The sequence below is a fragment of the Pseudomonas mucoides genome (genome assembly GCF_015461845.1).
GTDB classification, from domain to species: domain Bacteria; phylum Pseudomonadota; class Gammaproteobacteria; order Pseudomonadales; family Pseudomonadaceae; genus Aquipseudomonas; species Aquipseudomonas mucoides.
Map to the genome: position 1 here is coordinate 35,351 of NZ_JACOPW010000005.1, position 20,061 is coordinate 55,411.

A 20,061-nucleotide genomic window follows, 5' to 3' on the forward strand; every position below is an offset into this window, starting at 1 on the left:
TATCAGGGATAGTCGTTGCTAATTGTTACAGAGAGACTGCGTCAGATCAGGGTTTAGGGTTTTTGCTATTCCGTTAATCAGAATTCCCCCGCAACCTGTAGCAGCAGGCTTCGCCAGCTACTGCAGGTTGCGGGGAGACTTAGTAATCCTGGCGCTTGCGAAACGCCCAGCGTCCGGCCAGCACGGTAAAGGTTGCGACCAGTGCCACCAGGATCCAGAACCCTTCCGGGTCGCCGGACAGAGGGATGCCGCCGACGTTCATGCCAAAGAAACCGGCAATGATGTTGATCGGCAACGCCAGCACCGTCACCACCGTCAGCGTAAACAGCGTGCGGTTGCTCTGCTCGTTGAGGTTGGCGGCGATTTCTTCTTGCAGCAGTTTGATCCGCTCACCCAGCGCCGTGAGGTCGTTGATGATCAGCGCAAACTCCTCGGTGGACTTGCGCAGCTCCTTGACGTCCTCCTTCTGCAGCCATTGCGGTGGCCGATTGAGCAAGCGCAGCAACGACCCCGGCTCCAGCGCCAGCAGGCGTTGCAGACGCACCAGCACGCGGCGGTTGGCACCCAGTTCGGCGCGGTTGGTCGACAGCCGCGACGACAACAGTTCATCTTCGATCTGATCCACACTCAAGCTGGTCTTGCGCACGATTTGCGTCAGCACCTCGCCCTGATCGCGCAGCAAATGCACAAGCAACTCCAGCGGCGATCGAAAACATTCACCGGCCTTCACCGAAGAGCGCAGCTTGTCCACCGAGTGCAGCGGTTGCAGACGGGCACTGATGATCAGCCGACTGCGGGCGCACACCCACAGGGTCGAGACATCCGAGGAGACCATGCTACTGAGGTTGAACACCACGTCGTTGACCACCGCCAGCAACGCCGAATCCACATGTTCGATGCGCGTCGAACGCGAGCCTTCATGCAGCGCCTCGAAAAATTCCTCCGGCAATTCCAGATGACTTTTCATCCAGCGCTCGCACGCGGCATGCGCCAGGTTCAGGTGCAGCCAGAGGAATTCTTGGCTGTCGTCGGGTTGTTGCAGGTATTGCAGCGCTTTGGCCGAATCGATCTCGCGACCACGTTCACCGGGGCGAAAACTGAAACCGTAGAGCAGGCCGAACAGGTCCGTGTCGCGATGGCTTTGGTCGATGCTGTGGTTCATGAGTGCTCGCAAGGGGGCGCTATCGCTCTATGTAGCAGCTGGCGAAGCCTGCGGCTGCAGGGTCGAGTTGTGGCGGGTTTACAGGTTCACCTGAGCCGCATCATCGCAAGGATTCTTGACGGTTGTGTGACGGATCAATGAAGGCCAAATAGTGGCTCTACCGACGGTCGGATTGGATTAAAGAACCGCTCTGGCACGCCGATCTCGCTTACGTTAACGTGCGCGCCTTTGGCCACGAGCCAAGTCGCAGACAGGGACGTCCGGACACCTTTCACGCCATGTTGCGGCGTGTCTCACCCCTGTCATGAGTATCACTCGATGCTGCAAAAATCCCTGAGAGCACAAATCCTCGCCTTGTTGAGCGGCAGCCTGCTGGCGATGTTGCTGATCGCTTTGGCTTGCTTTCATTTCCTGTCCAGCGGTGTTCAGAGCTACGCGAACCTGATTGACGGCCCGCTGCACACTTCCCAGTTGATCGATGAAGCCAACCTGCAATTCAAGGTGCAGGTTCAGGAATGGAAAAACGTCCTGCTGCGCGGCAAGCAACCGGCGGACCTGGACAAATACTGGAAGCAATTCGAAGACCGTCAGCGCGATGTGCAAAGCATCCTCGGTGAACTGGCCGGGCAGAAGGGCATCGAGCCGCAACTCAAGACCCGCATCGAACGCCTGCGTGATGAACACCGCTTGCTGGGCACTGCCTATCAAAAGGGTCGCGATGCCTACGTCGCAGCCGGTGCCGACCCGACTGCTGGCGATACCGCTGTGAAAGGCGTGGACCGCGCGGCCAGTGATCAGATGAGCGAACTGGTTGTCGAACTGCGCAAACAGGGCGCCGAGCAGTCGAAGCTAATCAGTGCCGACGCTGACCGCACCGTGTTGCTGGGGATCATCGTGATGCTCGCCTCGGGCTTGCTGATCGGTCTGTTGAGCCTGTGGCTGGTCAACCGCAATCTGGTTGAACCGATTCGCAAACTGATCGACTACGTGGCGCAACTCAGCCAGGGCAAATTCGCCGATCGCGTGGCCAGCACCCGTCAGGATGAGCTGGGCAAACTGGCGGTCGCCGCCAATACCCTGCGCGATTTCCTCGCCGACACCTTCAGCCATTTGCAGCGCAGCGCCAAGGACCTCGACAGCGCCAGCGGCGAACTGAACGCCATCGCCAGCCAGATGGCGGGTGGCACCAACGAGCAGTTCAACCGCACTGATCAGGTGGCCACGGCGATGAATGAAATGTCCGCGACCGCGCAAGAAGTTGCGCGTCACGCCGCCGACGCCGCACGCGCTGCCGACGACGCTGACCAGTCCGCGCAACAGGGCGAAAAAGTCATGCAGGGCACCATCCATACCATCACCCAGATGCGCGGTGAAATCGCCAACACCGCCACGGTCATTCGTCAGCTGGAAACCGACAGCGGCCGCATCGGCAAGGTGCTGGAAGTGATTCGCGGCATCGCCGAACAGACCAACCTGCTGGCGCTCAACGCCGCCATCGAAGCGGCCCGTGCCGGTGAAGCCGGGCGCGGTTTTGCGGTGGTCGCCGATGAAGTGCGCAGCCTGGCCCAGCGCACGGCGGCGTCGATCATCGAGATCAACCAGATCATTCAGACCGTGCAAACCGGCGCGGTGGACGCGGCGCAGGCGATTGAAAGCGGGCAGTCACGCAGTGAAGAAAGCGTGCAGCAAGTGACCGAGGCCGGCGCCATGCTGGAGCGGATCACCCAGGCCGTCGAAGCGATTCGCGACATGAACCGCCAGATCGCCACCGCTGCCGAAGAGCAGACCTCGGTGGCCGAGGACATCTCGCGCAACCTTACCGAGATCACCAGCATCGCCAGTACCAATCTGGACAACGTGCAACGCACCGAAGCGGCAAGCCACAACCTGCACGGGGTGTCGTCGCAGTTGAATGAAGTGACGGCGCGTTTGAGCGCGTAAGGCCGACGGCTGTGTACCGGCTCGCTTACCGAGTCGGTACACAGTCGATCTCAAGTGCGGCCGGGCCATGTCGATGTGGGAGATACCCAAATCCCACACTGGATACATCCCATGGTCAGCATCACCTCTGTCTCGATCAACCAGACCCTCACCACCTCCACCAGCAAAACCGCGATCAGCGATCCCGCCGCCGACACCTCCGTCACCGCCACTACCGAGACGCCTTCCGACGACAGCAAAGTGGCCGCCGGTGGCGCTCCCGCGTCGAGCGACAGCAGTTCCAGCAGCAGCGAAGAATCCGATGCGGTGAAAGCCTTGCGCAAGCAAATCGCCGAACTGCAAAAGCAGATGCAGGAACAACAGCAACAGCTGCAAGCAGCCCAGGCAAAACAGGAAGATGCCGACGCCAAAGCCGCTGATGTCGCGGCGGCTCAGTCGCAGGTGGCGACCACCTCAGGTTCGTTGCAGACAGCAACGGCGGCGTTGTTGCAGGCGTTGCAGGACGCTGATTCCAGCACGTCGGGGTCGCTGGTCAGTACCAGCGCCTAAGCCTGCACAGGCAGTGTGAAGGTAAACGTCGTGCCCTGTAGCGCGGTCGAAACCACGTCCAGTTTTCCACCGTGGGACTGCGCAATCTGACTGGCAATGTACAAGCCCAATCCGAGGCCGGTCTGCGGCGTATCGCTGGCAGGTCGCGAGTAGGGGCGGAACAGGTAGGCCAATGCGTTCTCGGCAATCAGCCCCTGATTTTTTACGCTCAGGAGGAAGTGCCTGTCCTTGATCTGCGCATTGACCTCGACAGGACCTTGGGGATCGCCGTGGATTACCGCATTCGCCACCAGATTGGACAGCAACTGGGCGACCCGCTCGCGGTCGCACGGGACATTGTGCAAATCGCCGATGGAAGAGGATATGACGCGGTCCGGGTGAACACTCTGGACCTCGGAAATCACATGCCGTAAAGCCGCGCCCAGATCCGCGCAGGGTTTGATGTTCACCGGAATGCCGCTGCCAAAGGAGCCACGGGCAAAATCCAGCACGTCATCGACCAGTCGGGTGGCGCGTCGGGCGCTGGTGAGGATATGCCGGGCCCGTTGCTGATTCGCGGGCTCAGGCAGTTTTCGCAGGAGCATTTCGGCGCCGGCACTGATCGCGAACAACGGGTTGCGCAGGTCATGGCCGAGCACGGCGATGAACTGTTCGCGCAATTGCGAGGTTTCACGTTCCTGCTTGAGTGCCGTTTCGGTGTGCTGCTGGTTTTCTTCGGCTTCGATTTGCAGCGCCAGCATCCGGGCGAAGGATTCCATGGTGCTCTGGATCGTGCTGGATGTGAGCGGTGCAGGGTGGGGATCAAGTGCGCAAATGGTGCCGAAAAAGCGTCCGTCGGTGCGGAAGATCGGCACTGAGATGTAGCTTTCAAACTGGTGAATACGCGGCGTGTGGTGACTGTGGTAGAGCGGGTCTTCACTGGCCTTGTCGATCACCACCGACTGGTGGGCCTGACGAATTTCGTGGCACAGGGTCGTGGCCACCTCCAGCTCACCGCCGACCTGCAGGCCAAAATCCAGTTGATCGAGCACGGCGCAAGCGGTCCAGGAATTCTCCGTCACGCGCGCCACCGCGCAGAAACGCAGGCCCGTCAACTCGCGGATGACCTGGAGAATCGCCGGCACCGCGCTGATCCGACCGATCGTGGCGATGTCTGCTGCCGCTGTTTGCCCCATATCGATCAATCCCTGCGTGAACACCGTGGACCGATTCTATCGGGCTGGCGGCGCGTTGGCTCGCGCTGAATTCGGGACGTAAAAAAGCCGCACGATTTGGAGATCGTGCGGCTTTATCAGTTCGGGTTACTTGTCCTGTTTGTTGCTCAGGACTTTGCCGGTCGCAGCATCGAAATCGACGTCCCATTCCGTGCCGTCAGCCAGACGCAGTTCAACTTCGTATTCGTAGCCGTTGAAGTGGTTGTCCAGGTCCGTGTCGGTGATGGTCGCACCCGGATGCAGTTTCAGCGCTGCCTGGTTCAGTTCTTCCAGCGGCTTGATCTTGCCGCTCTTGACCAGTTCATGGATCTGATCGACACGAACATCAGCCTGGGCCAGGCCAGCAGTGAGGGTCAGGGCAGCGGCGGTGAACAGGGCCGTCAATGTTTTCATGAAGTTCTTTCCTTGGGTTGTTCTGTTTAAGTGGCGCCAGATTAACTATGGCAACTTAATTCATCCTTAATTCCAGAAAGCCACCACCCACAAGTGCTGCCCAATTCCTGTGGGAGCGTGGCTTGCCCGCGATAGCCGCACTGCGGTCCCGAATCAATACCCGTTATTCTGCAGCAACTGCGCAACCGTCCCCGCCGCCGGCCGCTTATAGAACTTCAACAACTCACTGGCCCGGTTAGTAAAGACCCCGTCCACCCCGGCATCCATCACCTTCTGGTAATCCACCGCATCATCAATGGTGTACACGTGCACCAACAAACCCTGATCGTGGGTGAACTGGTTCATCCACGGCTGCACCAGGTCCGAATAGCTCTGATCGCCACCCTGGGTCAGTGCGGCGGAAGGGCCGGTGCCGACAGCGCCCTGGGCCTTGGCGTACTCGACCCATTGCTGAAATTCAGCTTTGTCTTTCGGTTCCTGCCTGGCGTAATAAGTGGCTTTGTCCTTGTCGCCAGATTCAGCGAACGTCACTTTGGATTTCGGCTCGATGCTGCCTTCGCCGACCCACAGCAGCAGGATCTTCGGCACTTTCGGCATTTCTTTTTGCAGCAGTTCCAGGCTGCTCTTCTCGAAGGTCTGCAGCACGACCTTGCCTTTGCCCTGGCCGACCGCCAGATCACTTTTCCCCAGTTTCGAACCGGCCGGGCTCAGCCAGCCTCGGTCCTGCAACTTGTCCTTGAGGTCGCGCTCGATGCCGGGGAATTGCTTCGGCTCTTTGGTCTCGATGTACAAGCCCGGCTTGTGCAGCGGGTTGCCTTGGGCGATGTCGATGATCTCGTCCAGCGTCAGGATTTTCAGCCCGGCGTAGGACGGACGCGCGCGATCCGGGTAAGCCGTGTTGAACCAACTGCCGGCGTCGAGGGTTTTCAGCTCGGCCATGGTGAACGCGTTGGCCGGGCTGTTCTTGCGATCCGGGAACCGGGTGGCGACGTCGGTGGTGCGTTGCAGGTTGTTGTCGTGCAGGGCAAACAGCACGCCGTCCTTGCTGCGTTGCAGGTCCATTTCCAGGTAATCGGCGCCCAGGTCGCGGGCCAGTTTATAGGCGGCCGCGGTGGACTCGGGGGCATCGAACGACGCGCCGCGGTGGGCGATTACCGCCGGGTGCGGAATGCCCAAACGGCTGGCCAGAGCGGTCGGGCTGGGCTCGCTGGCGGCCTGTGCCTGGCCGAGGCCGAGCATCAGGCTCAGCAGCAGGGCGCTTTTGGTGAAGGTAACCGGCATGTCGAGATCCTTTCGCAGAGAGATTTTCAAAGACGTCCCTTTTAACAACTGAGCGCCGCTCGCGCTATCGCCAGACCGACATAAACGTGTTTAAAGCTCATTTTTTCAGCGCCGGTGTGCGCTGCTTTGCAGTACTCTTGGCCGCGGCAGTTTCCCCGGCAGAGGGAAACCCGCGTCGATTTCCTTGCGTGTAAACCATCGATCACCGGTCGTTAACGACCTTTTTGTGAGGTTTATATGCGCATCACTTCCGAACTCATCTGCCAGGCTGCCGACCAACTCAACGGCTTCGTCGGCCTCAATCGCAAGACGGGTCATTACATCGTTCGATTCAGCGAAGACGCGTTCGGCATGGACGTGGCCGATGACGGCATCATTCCGGTGAGCGAGTTTGTCTGGGCGCCAGGGCCGGGGCCGGTCATGACGCTCAAGCGTGAGTTGATTCAGTTGCTGCTGGATCAGAATATTGATGACCGCATCAACATCACCGAGCCGTTGCGGGTGTATATGCAGCGGCGGGACGTGCCGCAGATTGCGGCGGTGCGGAGTCTTGTCCGGGGTTGAAGGTTTGCGGAGCCTTGGCTGGCCTCATCGCAAGCAGGCTCACTCCTACAGTTGAAACGCGTTCCCCTGTAGGAGTGAGCCTGCTCGCGATGGCGTCCAAAAGGACACCACAACGCTCAGAGCTGAAACCGATAATCCCGCTCAACCCTGCACACCCGCGTCTGACACTCCGCATACCACGTCGACCGCCCACGCTCACGAATCTGACTGTGCTCGGGATGATGTTTCCACGCCAGAATCGCCGCTTCACTGGCCCAATACGAAACCGTAATCCCGAGCCCATCCTCGCCCCGAGCTGATTCCACACCCAGAAACCCCGGCTGCTCACGAGCCAGTTCCACCATGCGTTCGGCGGCCTCGGCGTAACCGTGATCACCTTCAGTGCGCCGGGAGGTGAAAATCACCGCGTAGTAAGGCGTCGTCATGGTTTCTACCTCACACAAGCCTTGATGAAAGCGCGGACCAGCGGCGGCAGAACGCCCTTGAGCGCTGCACGTTCCGGCTGGAACAACGTGGCGACAAAGAACGGATGTCCCTTGAGCTCAACCGCCCGCAAGTCCCCTTGGGAATCATGGCCAACGGCGTGCAGCTGCTGGACCAATAGCGCTCGTTCAAACTCAGGATTCACACCGAAGCGACAGCGATAGCCTTCGCGTATGGCAGTCGTTTCGTACGCCTTGGCGATCAACGAACCTACAGCCAGATGAATGCTGTCCACCGCTTCTACCAGCGAACAGGTCAGCGGGGTCAGAAGCGCCCGTGCGGCATCAGGATGCGTCTCGCCGTGTTCGGCATCTTCCCAGCCCAACACATGGCGGGCGTACTCCAAAACCGCATGTTGAAACCCGCCACAGGTGCCGAGGAACGGCCGTTGCTGCTCTCGGGCAAAGCGGATCGCCCGTAACGCCCCGTCCATGTCTCGATAAGGACTCCCGGGCACGCACCAGAAACCCTCGAAACCTTGCAGCGGTGTGTCGGCGTTGATCTGGTCAGTGACCAGCCACTGGAATTGCACGTCCAGCTTCAACTCTTCGGCAGCCATGCCAAGGGCGACGGGAATGGCTTGGTGGGCGGTGATTTGAGGGTCGTAGTCGCCGATCAGGGCGATGCGGATTAAGGGGGTTTCCATGAGTGCTCTCTCGGCTTGTTGATTCCTGGCAGCCACTATAGATTGGCGTTCACGCACTCAATATTGGCGTTATCCCAAATGATCAATGCAGCGACGCACTATCGGCTGGACTATCCCGACCTGGCCCTGATCCTCGCGCTGGTGCGTGGCGGTTCGCTGTCCAGGGCCTCGAACCTGCTGAAAGTCGACGTTTCAACGGTGTTTCGCGCCGTCCGCCGACTGGAAGCGGCATTGGGGCAACAACTGTTCGAAAAGAGCCGCGCCGGGTATTTGCCGACGACGCTCGCGCAAACCTTGGCCGAGCAGGCCGAGCGCGCAGAACAAGCGTTGGACGCGGCGCGAATCGGGGTGGAGCAGGGCGGGGAAGTCATCAGCGGCACCGTTCGCCTGACCTGCACCGATTCGGTCCTGCAAGGGTTGCTGCTGCCGGCGCTGGCGCAGTTCATGCCGTCCTACCCGGCACTAACCATTGAGCTGAGCACCTCCAACGACTTCGCCAACCTCAGCCGCCGCGATGCTGACATCGCGTTGCGCCTGACGCGCACACCGCCCGAGCATTTGGTTGGTCGACGTCTGGCGGACATTTCCTATCGGGTGTGCGCCAGTCAGCGGTATCTGAAGTCTGTCGACCCTGAAGATTTGGCTTCGCTGACCTGGATCGCGCCTGACGATTTCCTGCCTGACCATCCCACCGTTGCCTGGCGGCGTCAGCACTTGCCGGGCGTCACGCCGGCCTATCGCTGCAACAGTATGCTGTCAGTGACCGAGCTGGTGCGGGCCGGGTTAGGGGTGGCGGCCTTGCCGGACTTTTTGATCGGCGACACGTTGCAGCCACTGACCGCTCCTCTGGACGGTTACGACACCGCGCTCTGGCTGCTGACCCGTCCAGACTGCCGCGCCTTGCGCTCTGTGGTGACGCTGTTTGATGAGTTGGGGCAGGCGCTGCGATTGCCTTGAGCGCGCATTAAACCTTGGGCGGCTCTTTGCGCACGAAGTGCTGATGCATTTCCGAGGTCAGGTTTTCAATGCGCTCGGTGAGGGTCTTGGTCATCTCGGTGAGCCGGGTGTTTTGTTCGAGCAACTCCATCAATTGCGCGTTGTTTTTTGCAGCTTCGGCCTGACGTTCGCTGTTGGCCACGGCGATGGCCTCACGGTGTTGCGCATCGGCATCGGATTGCGCTTTGTCACGCGCCGCCTGACGGGTCTGGGCCAGCAGAATCAGTGGGGCGGCGTAAGCCGCTTGCAGGCTGAACGCCAGGTTGAGCAGGATGAACGGGTAGACGTCGAAATGGGTCACGCCAAAGATATTGAGGCATATCCACACCGCCACGATCAGCGTCTGCGCCCCGAGAAAGGTCGGCGTGCCAAAGAACCGCGCGAAGGCTTCGGCGCGCAGGGCAAATTTGTCGTTGCCGAAAGTAGGCGCAAGGTGGGCGTGAGCGCGATGGAAGCGTAAATGATCGACGACGGGTTTTTTATCAGCGGTTGGGGTGGTCATGATGCTCTCTGCATGGCGCTGGGACTGACGCTCACTATAGCCCCCACGCCAGTTTCATTCTGAAACACATCGCACTGATTTATTGAGCGCTGAGCCCTGCAGGGGAAGGGCGGGACCGTGTCATTTTTCGCAGACCTGATAACAGGCCAGAAACATGTCCAGCGCCGACTCCACCACGGTGGTCTGCATCTGCGGTGACAGCCCCGGCAACCCCATGGAAATCTGTGGCCAGAACGCAAAGGACTTGAGCATCCCCTGAATCTGTTGGGCGGCAAACGCGGGGTCGACCGGTTTCAATCGACCATCGGCCTGTGCCGTGCGAATCCACACGGTCAGGTCTTCTTCACGCTGGCCCATTCTGGCCACCATGTTCTGCGCACGCTCGGGCGAATGAATCGTGGCGGCGATGGCCACCCGCGCCAGGTCGAGAAAATTGTCATCGCCGAGCGTCTGCATTTTCGCCTGCAACATCACGCGCATCTGGTCGCGCAAGGGCAGGTCAGGGCGGTAGGACGTTTCCTGATCTGACAGTACCCGCGCCCACAATTGATTGAGGATTTCGGCAAACAACTCTTCCTTGCTCGGGAAGTGGTTGTACACCGTGCGCTTCGACACGCCGGCAGTGGCGGCAATCTTGTCCATGCTGGTGATATCGAAACCGTTGGCACGGAATTCGACAATCGCCGCCTGGATAATGGCTGCACGTTTTCGGTCGGTGAGGCGCTGTGGAGCTGTCATAAGTACGCTTCGGCAGGAGGCAAAGGAAAGTTACACTCGGTAGTTTACTTGTCATCGGCTTTGATGCAACCTAGAAACTACACTGTGCAGTGTAACGTTTTGTTAATCCTGCCCAGCGAAAAATAGATCTCCGGCTGATGCGTGCGTGCTTTGGCCATTTATCGTCCCACCGTGAAGAACTGCCATCTTGCGGTTTTTCTGGAGTCACTCAGTCATGGCCACTTCTACTTCCGCTGCGGATAACGCCCCTACGCCTGAAGCTTCCCATCAGGCACAAGGGCGCTTTCAAAACCATGTGCCCGTGCAACGTGAAGGCGTTCACAAAATGCTGCGCATCATGTGGAGCATGATCTTCCACAAACCGCGCAATAGCCGCCCAGCGGCCTCAGTGCCGGTACAAGCCCTGACCCAGGCGGCGTTGATCGCAGCGCCCAACCACAGCGTCTACCGCCTCGGCCACTCCACCGTCCTGCTGAAGCTGCGGGACAAATTCTGGATCACCGACCCGGTCTTCGCCGAGCGCGCTTCACCCGTGCAATGGGCCGGCCCCAAGCGCTTCCACCAGCCGCCGATCAGCCTGGAAGAATTGCCGCCGATTGAAGCGGTGATCCTGTCTCACGATCACTACGACCACCTCGACTATCGCGCGGTACTCAAACTGGCGGACAAGGCCAAGTACTTCCTTACCCCGCTGGGCGTCGGCGACACGCTGATCAAATGGGGCGTGGAGGCCGGCAAAGTGCGCCAACTCGATTGGTGGCAGGGCACTGAGGTCGACGGCATCCAGTTCATCGCCACCCCTTCACAACACTTTTCCGGGCGCGGTTTGTTCGACGGCAACAGCACCCTTTGGGCCTCGTGGGTGATGATCGACGGCGACACTCGGGTCTACTTCAGCGGCGACAGCGGCTATTTCGACGGCTTCAAACGCATCGGCGAACAGTACGGCCCGTTCGACCTGACGCTGATGGAAACCGGCGCCTACAACGTTGAATGGCCGCACATTCACATGCAGCCGGAAGAAACCCTGCAGGCACACATCGACCTCAAAGGACGCTGGCTACTGCCCATTCACAACGGCACCTTCGACTTGTCGATGCACCCCTGGTTCGAGCCCTTCGACCGGATTTTGGCGTTGGCCTGGGAGCGCAATGTGTCGATCACTACGCCGCAAATGGGCGAGGCGTTTAACATCATGTACCCACAGCGAGGGGCCGCATGGTGGTCGGAAATGGAAAGTACGGTGAAGGAAGAAGGGCGTTTGGCTTGTAGCGGCTACAAGTCAGGGTGACATTTCCTACATTGACAGCTCCTTGTGACTGACAGCCGTTTCCTACGGTTTCGGTAGGCTGTGCGGCGGGTGAAATGACTCGCCCGTGATTAGCCATAACAAGGATGCTGTAAATGAAGGACATTTTAAAAAACCGCATGACGGCGCTGGCGCAGATCATTCTGCTATCGGTCTCCGGGCCTGCATTGGCAGACAACAACGCCTCCGTCACTGCCCAGCCGCTCGAATATGCGAGCGTCAGCGAGCTCACCGAGCGAATGGCGCGTAACGAACTCACCTCAGTCGCCCTGGTGGAATATTTGCAGGCGCGCATTCACACGCTGGATAAGCAAGGGCCGTCGATCAACGCGATTATCGAGCTCAACCCCCAGGCCATCGACATTGCCAGCGCCTTGGACCAAGAGCGTCAGGACGGAAAAGTGCGTGGCCCGCTGCACGGCATCCCCGTTCTGCTCAAGGACAACATCGACACGGCGGACCAGATGCAAACGAGCGCGGGTTCTTTGGCCATGGTCGGTCAGCCTGCTGCGAACGACGCGTTTGTGGTCCAACAGCTGCGTGACGCAGGTGCCGTCATTCTCGGCAAAACCAACATGAGCGAATGGGCTTACGTCCGGGAAATGGGCTTGCCCCACGGTTGGAGTGGCCGAGGTGGCCAAGGTAAAAATCCCCACGTGTTGAACGGCGAAATCTGCGGTTCCAGCTCGGGATCAGCCGCCGGTGTTGCCGCCGGTTTCGCACCGTTGGCCATGGGGACCGAAACCAACGGTTCCATCGCGTGCCCTGCTTCGGCCAATGGCGTGGTGGGCGTGAAGCCTACGTTGGGTCTGTTCAGCCGATCGGGCATCATTCCCATCACACGTCTGCAAGACACGCCGGGCTCGCTCTCTCGGACCGTCCGCGATGCCGCGCTGATGTTCAATGCCCTGCAAGGCGTTGACGCCAGTGACCCGGTCACCCGCGATGCCCCCGTCGGCGTTGACTACACCGCGCTGCTTACCACCGACGCGCTGCAAGGCAAAAGAATCGGTTACCCGACTGAGTACGTCGGCACGAACGGCACTGTTCTTCGACCTGGTTTTGAATTCCTGATGGCCCTGGCCACACTGGAAGAGCAAGGCGCGACCCTGGTGCCGTTGACACTTCGACTGCCTGATATCGATGGCTACTTCAACGCCCTCATGGCAGGCATGAAACATGAACTGCCCGAGTACCTGGCCAGTCGTTCAGGCTTGCCGATTCAGACGCTTCAACAGTTGATCGACTTCAACGAACTTAACCCGGGCGCCGAAGGCTACGGGCAGCAAATGCTGAACGACATCAACGAACTGGACATGACCCCCTCGCAGGCCGCCGAGATGTTCGGCATCCTCAATGCCAGTTTCAAGGCTGCCATTGATGAGCAAATGACTGAACATCACCTGGACGCATTGTTCGCCGATGCCGATGGCTACTCGCAATTCAGCGCCGCCGTCGCCGGTTACCCCGCCATTACCGTCCCGTCGGGCATGAGCAGTGATGGGCAGCCGACGTCTGTGTTCTTTTTCGGCCAGCGCTGGAGTGAACCCCAACTGCTGGCGCTGGCTTACAGCTATGAGCAAGCATCGTTAGAACGCCAGAATCCGGCTTTTGAAGAGCAGTAGGGTCTCAACGGGGACGGTCATTTCAGCGTGATCAAGTCAGGCATCAGAACGCCTGATCCTCCACCGTCGGGCCGCTCGCCATGGAGCGGCCCACAATCTTCGCCACTGTCAGATCGCGAACGTTCCCACCGAGAATTTCATCCAGCTCCCCGGCTGACAGCCCCAGCCTTTGCGCCGCTTCCGCCTTGCCCAACTGACCGATATCCAGCAGCATGCCAATCTTCATGAGGTATTCGGCCTTTGCCCTCATCTGCCCCGCATCGATATCACCCAAAGACGGATGACCGCGCCTGTCGCATTCATTGATTCCATTCATCTGCTGACTCCTCACTCAACCATCGCGTAGTCCGCCCGACCCACCGGATCAGGCGTCGACCCTTTCACATTCATCCCTCGACCCGGCGCAAATCCGGGGAAGAACACCAGGCCTTCCGATTCAAACCGATACGCCAACGCCAGCCGGGTGACATCCAGCACATCGCGTTCGGCCTCGAATCGCACAATGGCGTCCACGGAGACACCGGATTCCTCCGAAAGCTCTTCCACGCTCCAACCCAGCATCGCTCGGGCCTGGGCGCAATGGGCCGGGGTGAATTGGAAAAGGGCGATACGTTCCAGGGTGATTTTCATCGCAATAGAGGCCATGGTGTTCTCCGGGCTCGAGAGTGCTAATCCAAAAAGTACTGTTGTTTTGTACAGTTGTTTTGCGCCCGGATCAAACTCATTTTTTGATTTTTGCTATGTCGCCCCCTCCATCCAGACGGACGGTGCTTGCCCCAATAGGCGGCGAAACATGGTCGAGAATGCCGCAGGGCTGTCATAACCGAAATCCAGCGCAATCCGCGTCACCGGCGTCCCCGCCGCCAACCGCGCCAGGGCCAACACCACACAGGCCCGCTGGCGCCATTGGCTGAAACTGAGGCCAGTCTGCTGGCGGAACAGCCGATTGAACGTGCGCAAGCTGATGTGCAATTGATCGGCCCATTGCTGCGGCGATTGATGAGCATCGGGCCGCTGCAAAAAGCCTTGGCACAACCCCAGCAACCGCGCATCGACCGGTAAAGGAATGTGCAACGGCAAGTGAGCACTGCGCGCCAGTTCATGCAGCAGCAAGTCGATCAGCGCGCCATCGCGCCCGGCCTCGTCGTACACCAGTGGGATCTCCACCGCCTCCATCAACAAGTGCCGCATCAACGGCGACACATTGATCACCTGGCAACGCGACCCCAGGTGAACCGCACCAGGTTCGATGTACAAACTGCATGTGCTGACCCCCAGCATCAACACCTCATGCGCCACCCCCGCCGGAATCCACACCGCCCGCTGTGGCGGCACCACCCAATTGCCGTCATGCGTGCTGACCTGCATCACCCCGGTGGCGCCATACAACAACTGCGCCCGCCGATGTGTATGACGAGGCAACACATGGCCGTGGGAATAATCCGTGCCGATCGCCACCACCGGGCGAGGCGTGTCATCCAGTAGATCAATCGAAACATTGCGCATCGAGCGGCTTCCAGCAGTTGGCGTAAACGCGAACATTATTGGCTGACTTGCTGAAGCAGGCCAAGGCGCATCGCTCTATCGTCGACCGCTCTCAACCAACGGACGACGCGCAATGTTTTATCTCCTGCTGGCATTTTTCGGGTGCATGACTGGCGTCACTGCGGTGTTGTTCGGTTTTGGCGGCGGCTTCGTCGTCGTGCCATTGCTTTATCGCATGCTCATGGCTAGCCATGGCGCCGACGATCCCATAGGCCAATCGGCGATGCACATTGCCGTGGCGACTTCGACCTGTGTGATGATCGTCAACGCATTGATCGCCACCGGCAAACACCGTCGCGCCGGTAATCTCATTCGTCATTATTTGTGGCCGCTGGGCGGGTTCATCGGCCTGGGCGCAATCCTCGGAGCGCTCGCCGCGATGTGGGTAAGTGGTGAGGTGATTCGTTATGCCTTCATCGCGTACCTGGGCGTGACCATTGTGGATTGCCTGTTCCGACGTGGTTTTCTGACAGCGTCCGACACCGCAATCCCACGACGATTGGGGAGGGCAGAAGTGTCGGGTGGTGGCGCAGGAATCGGCGTGATCGCAACGTTTCTCGGCGTGGGTGGCAGCGTCATGACCGTACCGTTGTTGCGACGGTGCGGGCTGAGCATGAGTCAGGCGACGTCCATGGCCAATCCGTTGAGCCTGCCGGTGGCGTTGGCCGGGACGCTGACTTACATGGCGATGGCGGGGTTTGCTGAGTTTGATCTGGGGCCGTGGTTTATCGGCTATGTGGATCTGCTGGCGTTTGCGGTGTTGACGATGGGATCGTTGGTGGGGATTCGGTTTGCCACACCGTGGATCGGGCGGATACCGGATCGGGTGCATGCGCAGGTCTATGTGGGGTTGCTGGTGTTGGTGATGGTCAGCATGTGCCTGAGCTGATCGTTATCAAGTCAGCTTTTTATCGATTCTCGAACACGGGTTCGCCATAATCCGCCGCTCTTTCTTGCGAGCCAATACTTGCTGCATTCAAGGATGATTTGATGTTTAAAGGACTGTTTCGTCTTGCTGGCATTGTCGTATTGGTGTGCTCCACGTTTTCTACGATGTTGTGGGCCGACAGCGGCAGGCAGGTCTATACCGGGACTCTGGGAAAAATGCCGATTGTGCTGGAGGTGAGCGCCGATGGCAGTGAGGGTCGTTACTTTTACCAAAAGTACCGCAAGGACTTGGTGCTTAGTGGCTCAAAGGAAGGAAAAGCACTTGTGCTGGAAGAGGGTGACCAGCGATATGGAGAGCACAAACCTTTTCCGACAATTCGCTTACAACCAAAGTCCAGCGGCTGGTCCGGAGAATGGACTAGCCCTAAAGGCAAAGTCTTGAAGATTGATCTGCAGCCAGCGAACCTTCCTCAGATTCCCGCCGACACCTTGCCCTATCTCGCCAGGCTTCACGACAAGGCGCCTTATGAATACCTACGCTTGCAGGGTATGAAGCTGACACAAGGCAAGACTGAAACCTTCATGGGTTACACGCTGCAATGGTGGCGCGACCCACAATCTAAAGCCGAGCTGTTTGAAGTGGTTTCGGGCTACAACGCTGAGGAGCGTAAGCGTATCAATCAGCAATTGATGGGCCGTTTGTGGCAGGAGGTTGTGGGGTATTACGGATGCTTCGCTAACTACGCTGACGCCTACTACGCACAGACGAGCCAGCCTCTGTGGATGACGCCGAACGTCATGAGCGTCCGTGTCTCAACCGAGTACTTCTGTGGCGGTGCTTACCCGGATCAGGTCAATGACTCACTCAACCTGGATGCTAAAACGGGCCAATCTCTGACGCTTGATGACGTGCTGTGGGTGGGACAGGGAAAACCGCTGCACTACGAGGAAAACTACGACGCCTACATTTCTTCGTCTGAGTCATTCAGTGCCTATTCTGATTACCGCGGCAAAGAGCTGGCGCCGTGGCTGGTGGCTCAATTGCTTAATCTCTATCCCAATCAAATGATGGTCACGCCAGAAGGGGACGACGACTGCGACTACGATGACGAGGACCGCTGGAGTTTTCCTTCCTGGTATTTCACCGAGCAGGGGATCAAGTTAGATCCGTCCTTTCCTCACGTGGCCGCAGTGTGTGGAAATGTGGGCTGGGGTGTCCTGCCGTATAGCCTGATCAAGCAACACCCCGGCGGCGTTGCGCTACAGCTGCCCTGATTGCGTACCCGCCAACCCCGGCGCTTCCCGAATATTAAAGTGATCCAGGTTCTCAATATTCGCACTGAACACCCCGAACGTCTGCTCGGGGTTTTTCTTGCTTGGCACCTGCTTCAACTCCGGCGTCACGCCATAAAAGAAGCAATACAAATCCTTGCCGCTCTCGATGGCGTGCTTGATCTCTTCCAGAAACGCTTTGCGCTTGCGGTAGTTGTCGATCAGCTTCTTGCTCAGGTAAACGTTGACTGAATACGGCTTCTTCTTCGCCTCATCCGCCTGCTTGAACCAGACCTTCTGTTCGAAATCGATGCGAAAGCTCTGGGTGTAATCCTTGATCTCCTTGATCTTGCCCCAGTAAATCAGCCCCTTGTTGTCCGTCAGGTATTCGATCTTCTTGAAGAACGACCCATAAGGCGCCGTGTGCTCGCCAATCTTCAGCGGCATGCGCTTGAGCAGGTCCTTGTCCTCGAAGTTCGACACAAAACACTCCACCGGGTGGGCGAAGACACTGGTTTTGTCGGGTGCTGATTCGCGGGTCGGGTGCTCTGTGTGATGGTCCGCCGAAACGGTTTTCGGGATGTCTCGAACTTCATCCGCCGTCCCCGCCGGGTTCGATGGTTGACGCACATACTGACGCCGGGTCAGTAACAACTCCGACGGGAAATGCTCCTCGCGACTGTCATCCGTTTCCGCACCGTCCGCGTCCACACCAGACGCCGAGGCTTTGAGACTGGCATAAGGACAATCTGCCATGTGCCGGGTGCTGGGGGTGTTCTTGAAGTGCGGGGTGCGGACGTAATTCACGTTTTTGGCGTTGAAGGTTGTCAGCACATTGGCCGCATCGAACGCCAAGCGACAGGCATCGTTGGGGCACTGGAAGTGCTCTTTGGCGGAGTCGAACGCCATGGTTTCGTCGAAATTCAGATCGCGCACGTCATAGATCGACAGCTTGTCGTCGAGGCTGAGGCAATAGGCGAGGTCGAATTTCATGGCAGGCTCGGGTCCTTGAGTGGGGAAGGGTATTAATAGCGGGAGCTGCGGCGGGTTGCACTGACTGTTTTCCAGATAAAGTTGGATGTGCTGAACATCGGTCTAAACTCTGAGCCTCAATTGTGCTCCGCAGCGAGGCTAGCGTGCCATGCAGTCCACCATCAAACTGCTCGGCCAACCCACCAAATATATGTTCTTCACTGGCAAGGGCGGGGTTGGCAAAACGTCGGTTTCCACAGCGGTATCAATCGCCTTGGCTGATGCAGGCAAGAAGGTGCTGCTGGTCAGCACAGACGCGGCCTCGAACCTTGATGAGATGCTCGGTGTCGAGCTGAGCAATCAGCCTGTAGCGGTACCGAATGTGCCTGGAATGTTCGTGCTCAACATCGACCCCGGGACCGCTGCCATCGACTACCGGGCCCGGGTGGTCGAGCAAATGGGCTCCCAGGCCAGCGATCAAGATATTGCTCTGGTGCGTGAGCAACTCTCGGGAGCGTGCACGACCGAAATCGCAACGTTCGATGAGTTCTCCCATCTCCTGTCACAGGGCGGCGCGGCCTATGATCATGTGGTGTTCGATACCGCACCCACGGGGCACACGCTCAGGTTGTTGAGCCTGCCCAAAGCGTGGAGCGGATTTTTGGAAGGCAATGATCGTGGTGCGTCATGCCTGGGGCCGCACTCGGGGTTGAAAATGCAGGAGCAACTTTTCAATCAGGCGTTGGCGGCGCTCAACAATCCAGCCCTGACCACCGTCGTGCTAGTGGCTCGCCCTGACAAAGGCGCACTGGGCGAGGCCGCGCGCTCCTCCGACGAGCTCCGTGAGTTGGGTCTGGAAAACCAGCGTTTAGTGGTGAACGCTGTGTTCAAACGCAGCGACTTGAATGACCCGATCGCAGCCGCCATCGAAGCGATCGGCCAGCAGGCGCTCGACGAGATGCCCACGTCGCTGCGCCAGCTTTCAGCCGACTACATTTCGCTCAAGGCTGTAGATTCCGTTGGGTTGCCCGCGCTCCGCGGTCTGCTTTCCCCGGAACTTGCCAGGCCAACAACGGCTGCAACACAAACGCGCTCACCCCTGGAGCATCACACCCTCTCGGAACTGGTTGCCGAGCTTGCGAAGGACGAACGCGGGTTGATCATGGTCATGGGCAAAGGGGGAGTAGGCAAAACCACCATTGCCGCCGCCATCGCCCTGGGTCTGGTGCAGCACGGCAAGTCCGTGCACCTGAGCACCACGGACCCTGCGGCGCATCTGGCGGCGACCCTCAACGCCGATGTGCAAGGGCTCGACGTTGGCCGCATCGACCCCAAGGTCGAGACCCAAAAATACGTGGACAAGATCGTGGCCTCCCGCGCGCCGACCCTGACGGACGATGAAATAGCCTTGCTCATCGAGGATCTACGATCCCCCTGCACCGAAGAGGTCGCGGTCTTCCACGCGTTCTCCCGCGTGGTTGCTCAAGCCAGAACGTCGTTCGTGGTGCTCGATACCGCCCCCACGGGTCACTCACTGCTATTGATGGATGCCACAGGCGCCTATCACCGCCAGATGGTTCGGGAATTCAACGGCGCCTCGGACCACATCGTCACGCCTTTGATGCGCCTGCAAGATGCGCACTACACCAAAATCATCCTGGTGACGTTGCCCGAAGCCACACCGGTGTCTCAGGCGGCGGCACTGCAGGATGACTTGCGCAGGGCCAAAATCGAACCGTTTGCCTGGGTGGTCAATAAGTCTCTATTGGCGACAGACACCGATGACCCGCTGCTGCGAGCGCGCCTGGACAGTGAGCGCAAGCAGATGGCGCGGGTTGCAGGCCAAACCAGCCACGATGTCATCGTGGTGCCCTGGACGGCGGAGCCACCTGTTGGGGTCGCAGCGCTCAAGCGCCTGCTGGATTGACGCGTCAGCATCGGCTCAACGCCCTTCCCACATCGGAGAAAGACCGTGCTAAAA

Annotated in this window: 21 protein-coding genes; 9 read left to right on the forward strand and 12 right to left on the reverse strand. The window is 59.1% G+C overall.

The window, feature by feature from the left end; translation table 11 throughout:
* Positions 1–139: 139 nt before the first annotated feature.
* A complete protein-coding gene (locus H8F22_RS21200; RefSeq protein ID WP_027923892.1) occupies positions 140–1,162 on the reverse strand; it encodes a transporter in 1,023 nt (340 codons plus the stop codon).
* Positions 1,163–1,480: 318 nt separating this feature from the next.
* Here H8F22_RS21200 and H8F22_RS21205 point away from each other — a divergent pair, with 318 nt between their 5' ends.
* Together H8F22_RS21205 and H8F22_RS21210 are read left to right on the forward strand one after the other, a co-directional pair.
* A complete protein-coding gene (locus H8F22_RS21205; protein ID WP_027923893.1) occupies positions 1,481–3,103 on the forward strand; it encodes a methyl-accepting chemotaxis protein in 1,623 nt (540 codons plus the stop codon).
* A gap of 111 nt (positions 3,104–3,214) precedes the next feature.
* Positions 3,215–3,652 carry a hypothetical protein gene (locus H8F22_RS21210; RefSeq protein ID WP_027923894.1) on the forward strand — a complete coding sequence of 146 codons (438 nt, stop codon included), beginning with the start codon at positions 3,215–3,217 and terminating at the stop codon, positions 3,650–3,652.
* Here the strand turns inward: H8F22_RS21210 and H8F22_RS21215 are convergent.
* The 3 genes from H8F22_RS21215 to H8F22_RS21225 all read right to left on the reverse strand — a co-directional run bounded on the left by H8F22_RS21215 (position 3,649) and on the right by H8F22_RS21225 (position 6,540).
* Positions 3,649–4,827 (reverse strand): GAF domain-containing sensor histidine kinase, encoded by a 1,179-nt coding sequence (locus H8F22_RS21215; RefSeq protein ID WP_194940644.1) that lies wholly within the window; start codon positions 4,825–4,827, stop codon positions 3,649–3,651. The genes H8F22_RS21210 and H8F22_RS21215 overlap by 4 nt on opposite strands.
* Positions 4,828–4,953: 126 nt before the next feature.
* Positions 4,954–5,259 (reverse strand): PepSY domain-containing protein, encoded by a 306-nt coding sequence (locus H8F22_RS21220; RefSeq protein WP_027923896.1) that lies wholly within the window; start codon positions 5,257–5,259, stop codon positions 4,954–4,956.
* 153 nt (positions 5,260–5,412) lie between these two features.
* A complete protein-coding gene (locus H8F22_RS21225) occupies positions 5,413–6,540 on the reverse strand; it encodes a glycerophosphodiester phosphodiesterase (protein WP_194940645.1) in 1,128 nt (375 codons plus the stop codon).
* 237 nt (positions 6,541–6,777) lie between these two features.
* On the opposite strand from H8F22_RS21225, the gene H8F22_RS21230 reads away from it, so the two are divergent.
* On the forward strand, positions 6,778–7,104 hold the full coding sequence (locus H8F22_RS21230; RefSeq protein ID WP_027923898.1) for a DUF2025 family protein: 327 nt from the start codon (positions 6,778–6,780) through the stop codon (positions 7,102–7,104).
* Between the two features lie 116 nt (positions 7,105–7,220).
* Here the strand turns inward: H8F22_RS21230 and H8F22_RS21235 are convergent, their stop codons facing one another.
* Together H8F22_RS21235 and H8F22_RS21240 are read right to left on the reverse strand one after the other, a co-directional pair.
* The gene (locus H8F22_RS21235) at positions 7,221–7,529 is read right to left on the reverse strand and encodes an antibiotic biosynthesis monooxygenase family protein (protein WP_027923899.1); all 309 of its coding nucleotides are present in this window, start codon (positions 7,527–7,529) and stop codon (positions 7,221–7,223) included.
* A gap of 5 nt (positions 7,530–7,534) precedes the next feature.
* Positions 7,535–8,233 carry a CTP synthase C-terminal region-related (seleno)protein gene (locus H8F22_RS21240; RefSeq protein ID WP_194940646.1) on the reverse strand — a complete coding sequence of 233 codons (699 nt, stop codon included), beginning with the start codon at positions 8,231–8,233 and terminating at the stop codon, positions 7,535–7,537.
* A 15-nt stretch (positions 8,234–8,248) separates the two neighbouring features.
* Here H8F22_RS21240 and H8F22_RS21245 point away from each other — a divergent pair, with 15 nt between their 5' ends.
* Complete coding sequence (locus tag H8F22_RS21245) at positions 8,249–9,190, forward strand: LysR family transcriptional regulator (RefSeq protein WP_194940647.1); 942 nt, start codon at positions 8,249–8,251, stop codon at positions 9,188–9,190.
* A gap of 7 nt (positions 9,191–9,197) precedes the next feature.
* On the opposite strand, the gene H8F22_RS21250 is transcribed toward H8F22_RS21245, so the two are convergent.
* Positions 9,198–9,731, reverse strand: coding sequence for a DUF1003 domain-containing protein (locus tag H8F22_RS21250; RefSeq protein WP_027923902.1), 534 nt, complete (start codon positions 9,729–9,731; stop codon positions 9,198–9,200).
* A 120-nt stretch (positions 9,732–9,851) separates the two neighbouring features.
* Positions 9,852–10,469, reverse strand: coding sequence for a TetR/AcrR family transcriptional regulator (locus tag H8F22_RS21255; RefSeq protein WP_027923903.1), 618 nt, complete (start codon positions 10,467–10,469; stop codon positions 9,852–9,854).
* Positions 10,470–10,683: 214 nt separating this feature from the next.
* Between H8F22_RS21255 and H8F22_RS21260 the strand changes: the two genes are divergently transcribed.
* Both H8F22_RS21260 and H8F22_RS21265 read left to right on the forward strand, forming a co-directional pair.
* On the forward strand, positions 10,684–11,760 hold the full coding sequence (locus tag H8F22_RS21260) for an MBL fold metallo-hydrolase (protein WP_194940648.1): 1,077 nt from the start codon (positions 10,684–10,686) through the stop codon (positions 11,758–11,760).
* Positions 11,761–11,873: 113 nt separating this feature from the next.
* On the forward strand, positions 11,874–13,403 hold the full coding sequence (locus H8F22_RS21265; protein ID WP_194940649.1) for an amidase family protein: 1,530 nt from the start codon (positions 11,874–11,876) through the stop codon (positions 13,401–13,403).
* A gap of 43 nt (positions 13,404–13,446) precedes the next feature.
* Here H8F22_RS21265 and H8F22_RS21270 read toward each other — a convergent pair whose 3' ends face one another.
* The 3 genes from H8F22_RS21270 to H8F22_RS21280 all read right to left on the reverse strand — a co-directional run bounded on the left by H8F22_RS21270 (position 13,447) and on the right by H8F22_RS21280 (position 14,909).
* A complete protein-coding gene (locus H8F22_RS21270) occupies positions 13,447–13,719 on the reverse strand; it encodes an XRE family transcriptional regulator (RefSeq protein ID WP_155953731.1) in 273 nt (90 codons plus the stop codon).
* A gap of 11 nt (positions 13,720–13,730) precedes the next feature.
* Complete coding sequence (locus tag H8F22_RS21275; RefSeq protein ID WP_027923907.1) at positions 13,731–14,048, reverse strand: helix-turn-helix domain-containing protein; 318 nt, start codon at positions 14,046–14,048, stop codon at positions 13,731–13,733.
* A 93-nt stretch (positions 14,049–14,141) separates the two neighbouring features.
* A complete protein-coding gene (locus H8F22_RS21280; RefSeq protein WP_194940650.1) occupies positions 14,142–14,909 on the reverse strand; it encodes an AraC family transcriptional regulator in 768 nt (255 codons plus the stop codon).
* A 112-nt stretch (positions 14,910–15,021) separates the two neighbouring features.
* On the opposite strand from H8F22_RS21280, the gene H8F22_RS21285 reads away from it, so the two are divergent.
* A complete protein-coding gene (locus H8F22_RS21285; RefSeq protein ID WP_194940651.1) occupies positions 15,022–15,837 on the forward strand; it encodes a sulfite exporter TauE/SafE family protein in 816 nt (271 codons plus the stop codon).
* A 101-nt stretch (positions 15,838–15,938) separates the two neighbouring features.
* Positions 15,939–17,111 (forward strand): hypothetical protein, encoded by a 1,173-nt coding sequence (locus H8F22_RS21290; protein ID WP_059182292.1) that lies wholly within the window; start codon positions 15,939–15,941, stop codon positions 17,109–17,111.
* Here the strand turns inward: H8F22_RS21290 and H8F22_RS21295 are convergent.
* A complete protein-coding gene (locus tag H8F22_RS21295; protein ID WP_194940652.1) occupies positions 17,097–18,101 on the reverse strand; it encodes a hypothetical protein in 1,005 nt (334 codons plus the stop codon). The two genes, H8F22_RS21290 and H8F22_RS21295, sit on opposite strands and share 15 nt — an antisense overlap.
* 148 nt (positions 18,102–18,249) lie before the next feature.
* Between H8F22_RS21295 and arsA the strand changes: the two genes are divergently transcribed.
* Positions 18,250–20,007, forward strand: a complete 1,758-nt coding sequence (gene arsA / locus H8F22_RS21300; RefSeq protein WP_194940653.1) for an arsenical pump-driving ATPase — start codon at positions 18,250–18,252, stop codon at positions 20,005–20,007.
* The last annotated feature ends 54 nt before the right edge of the window (positions 20,008–20,061 follow it).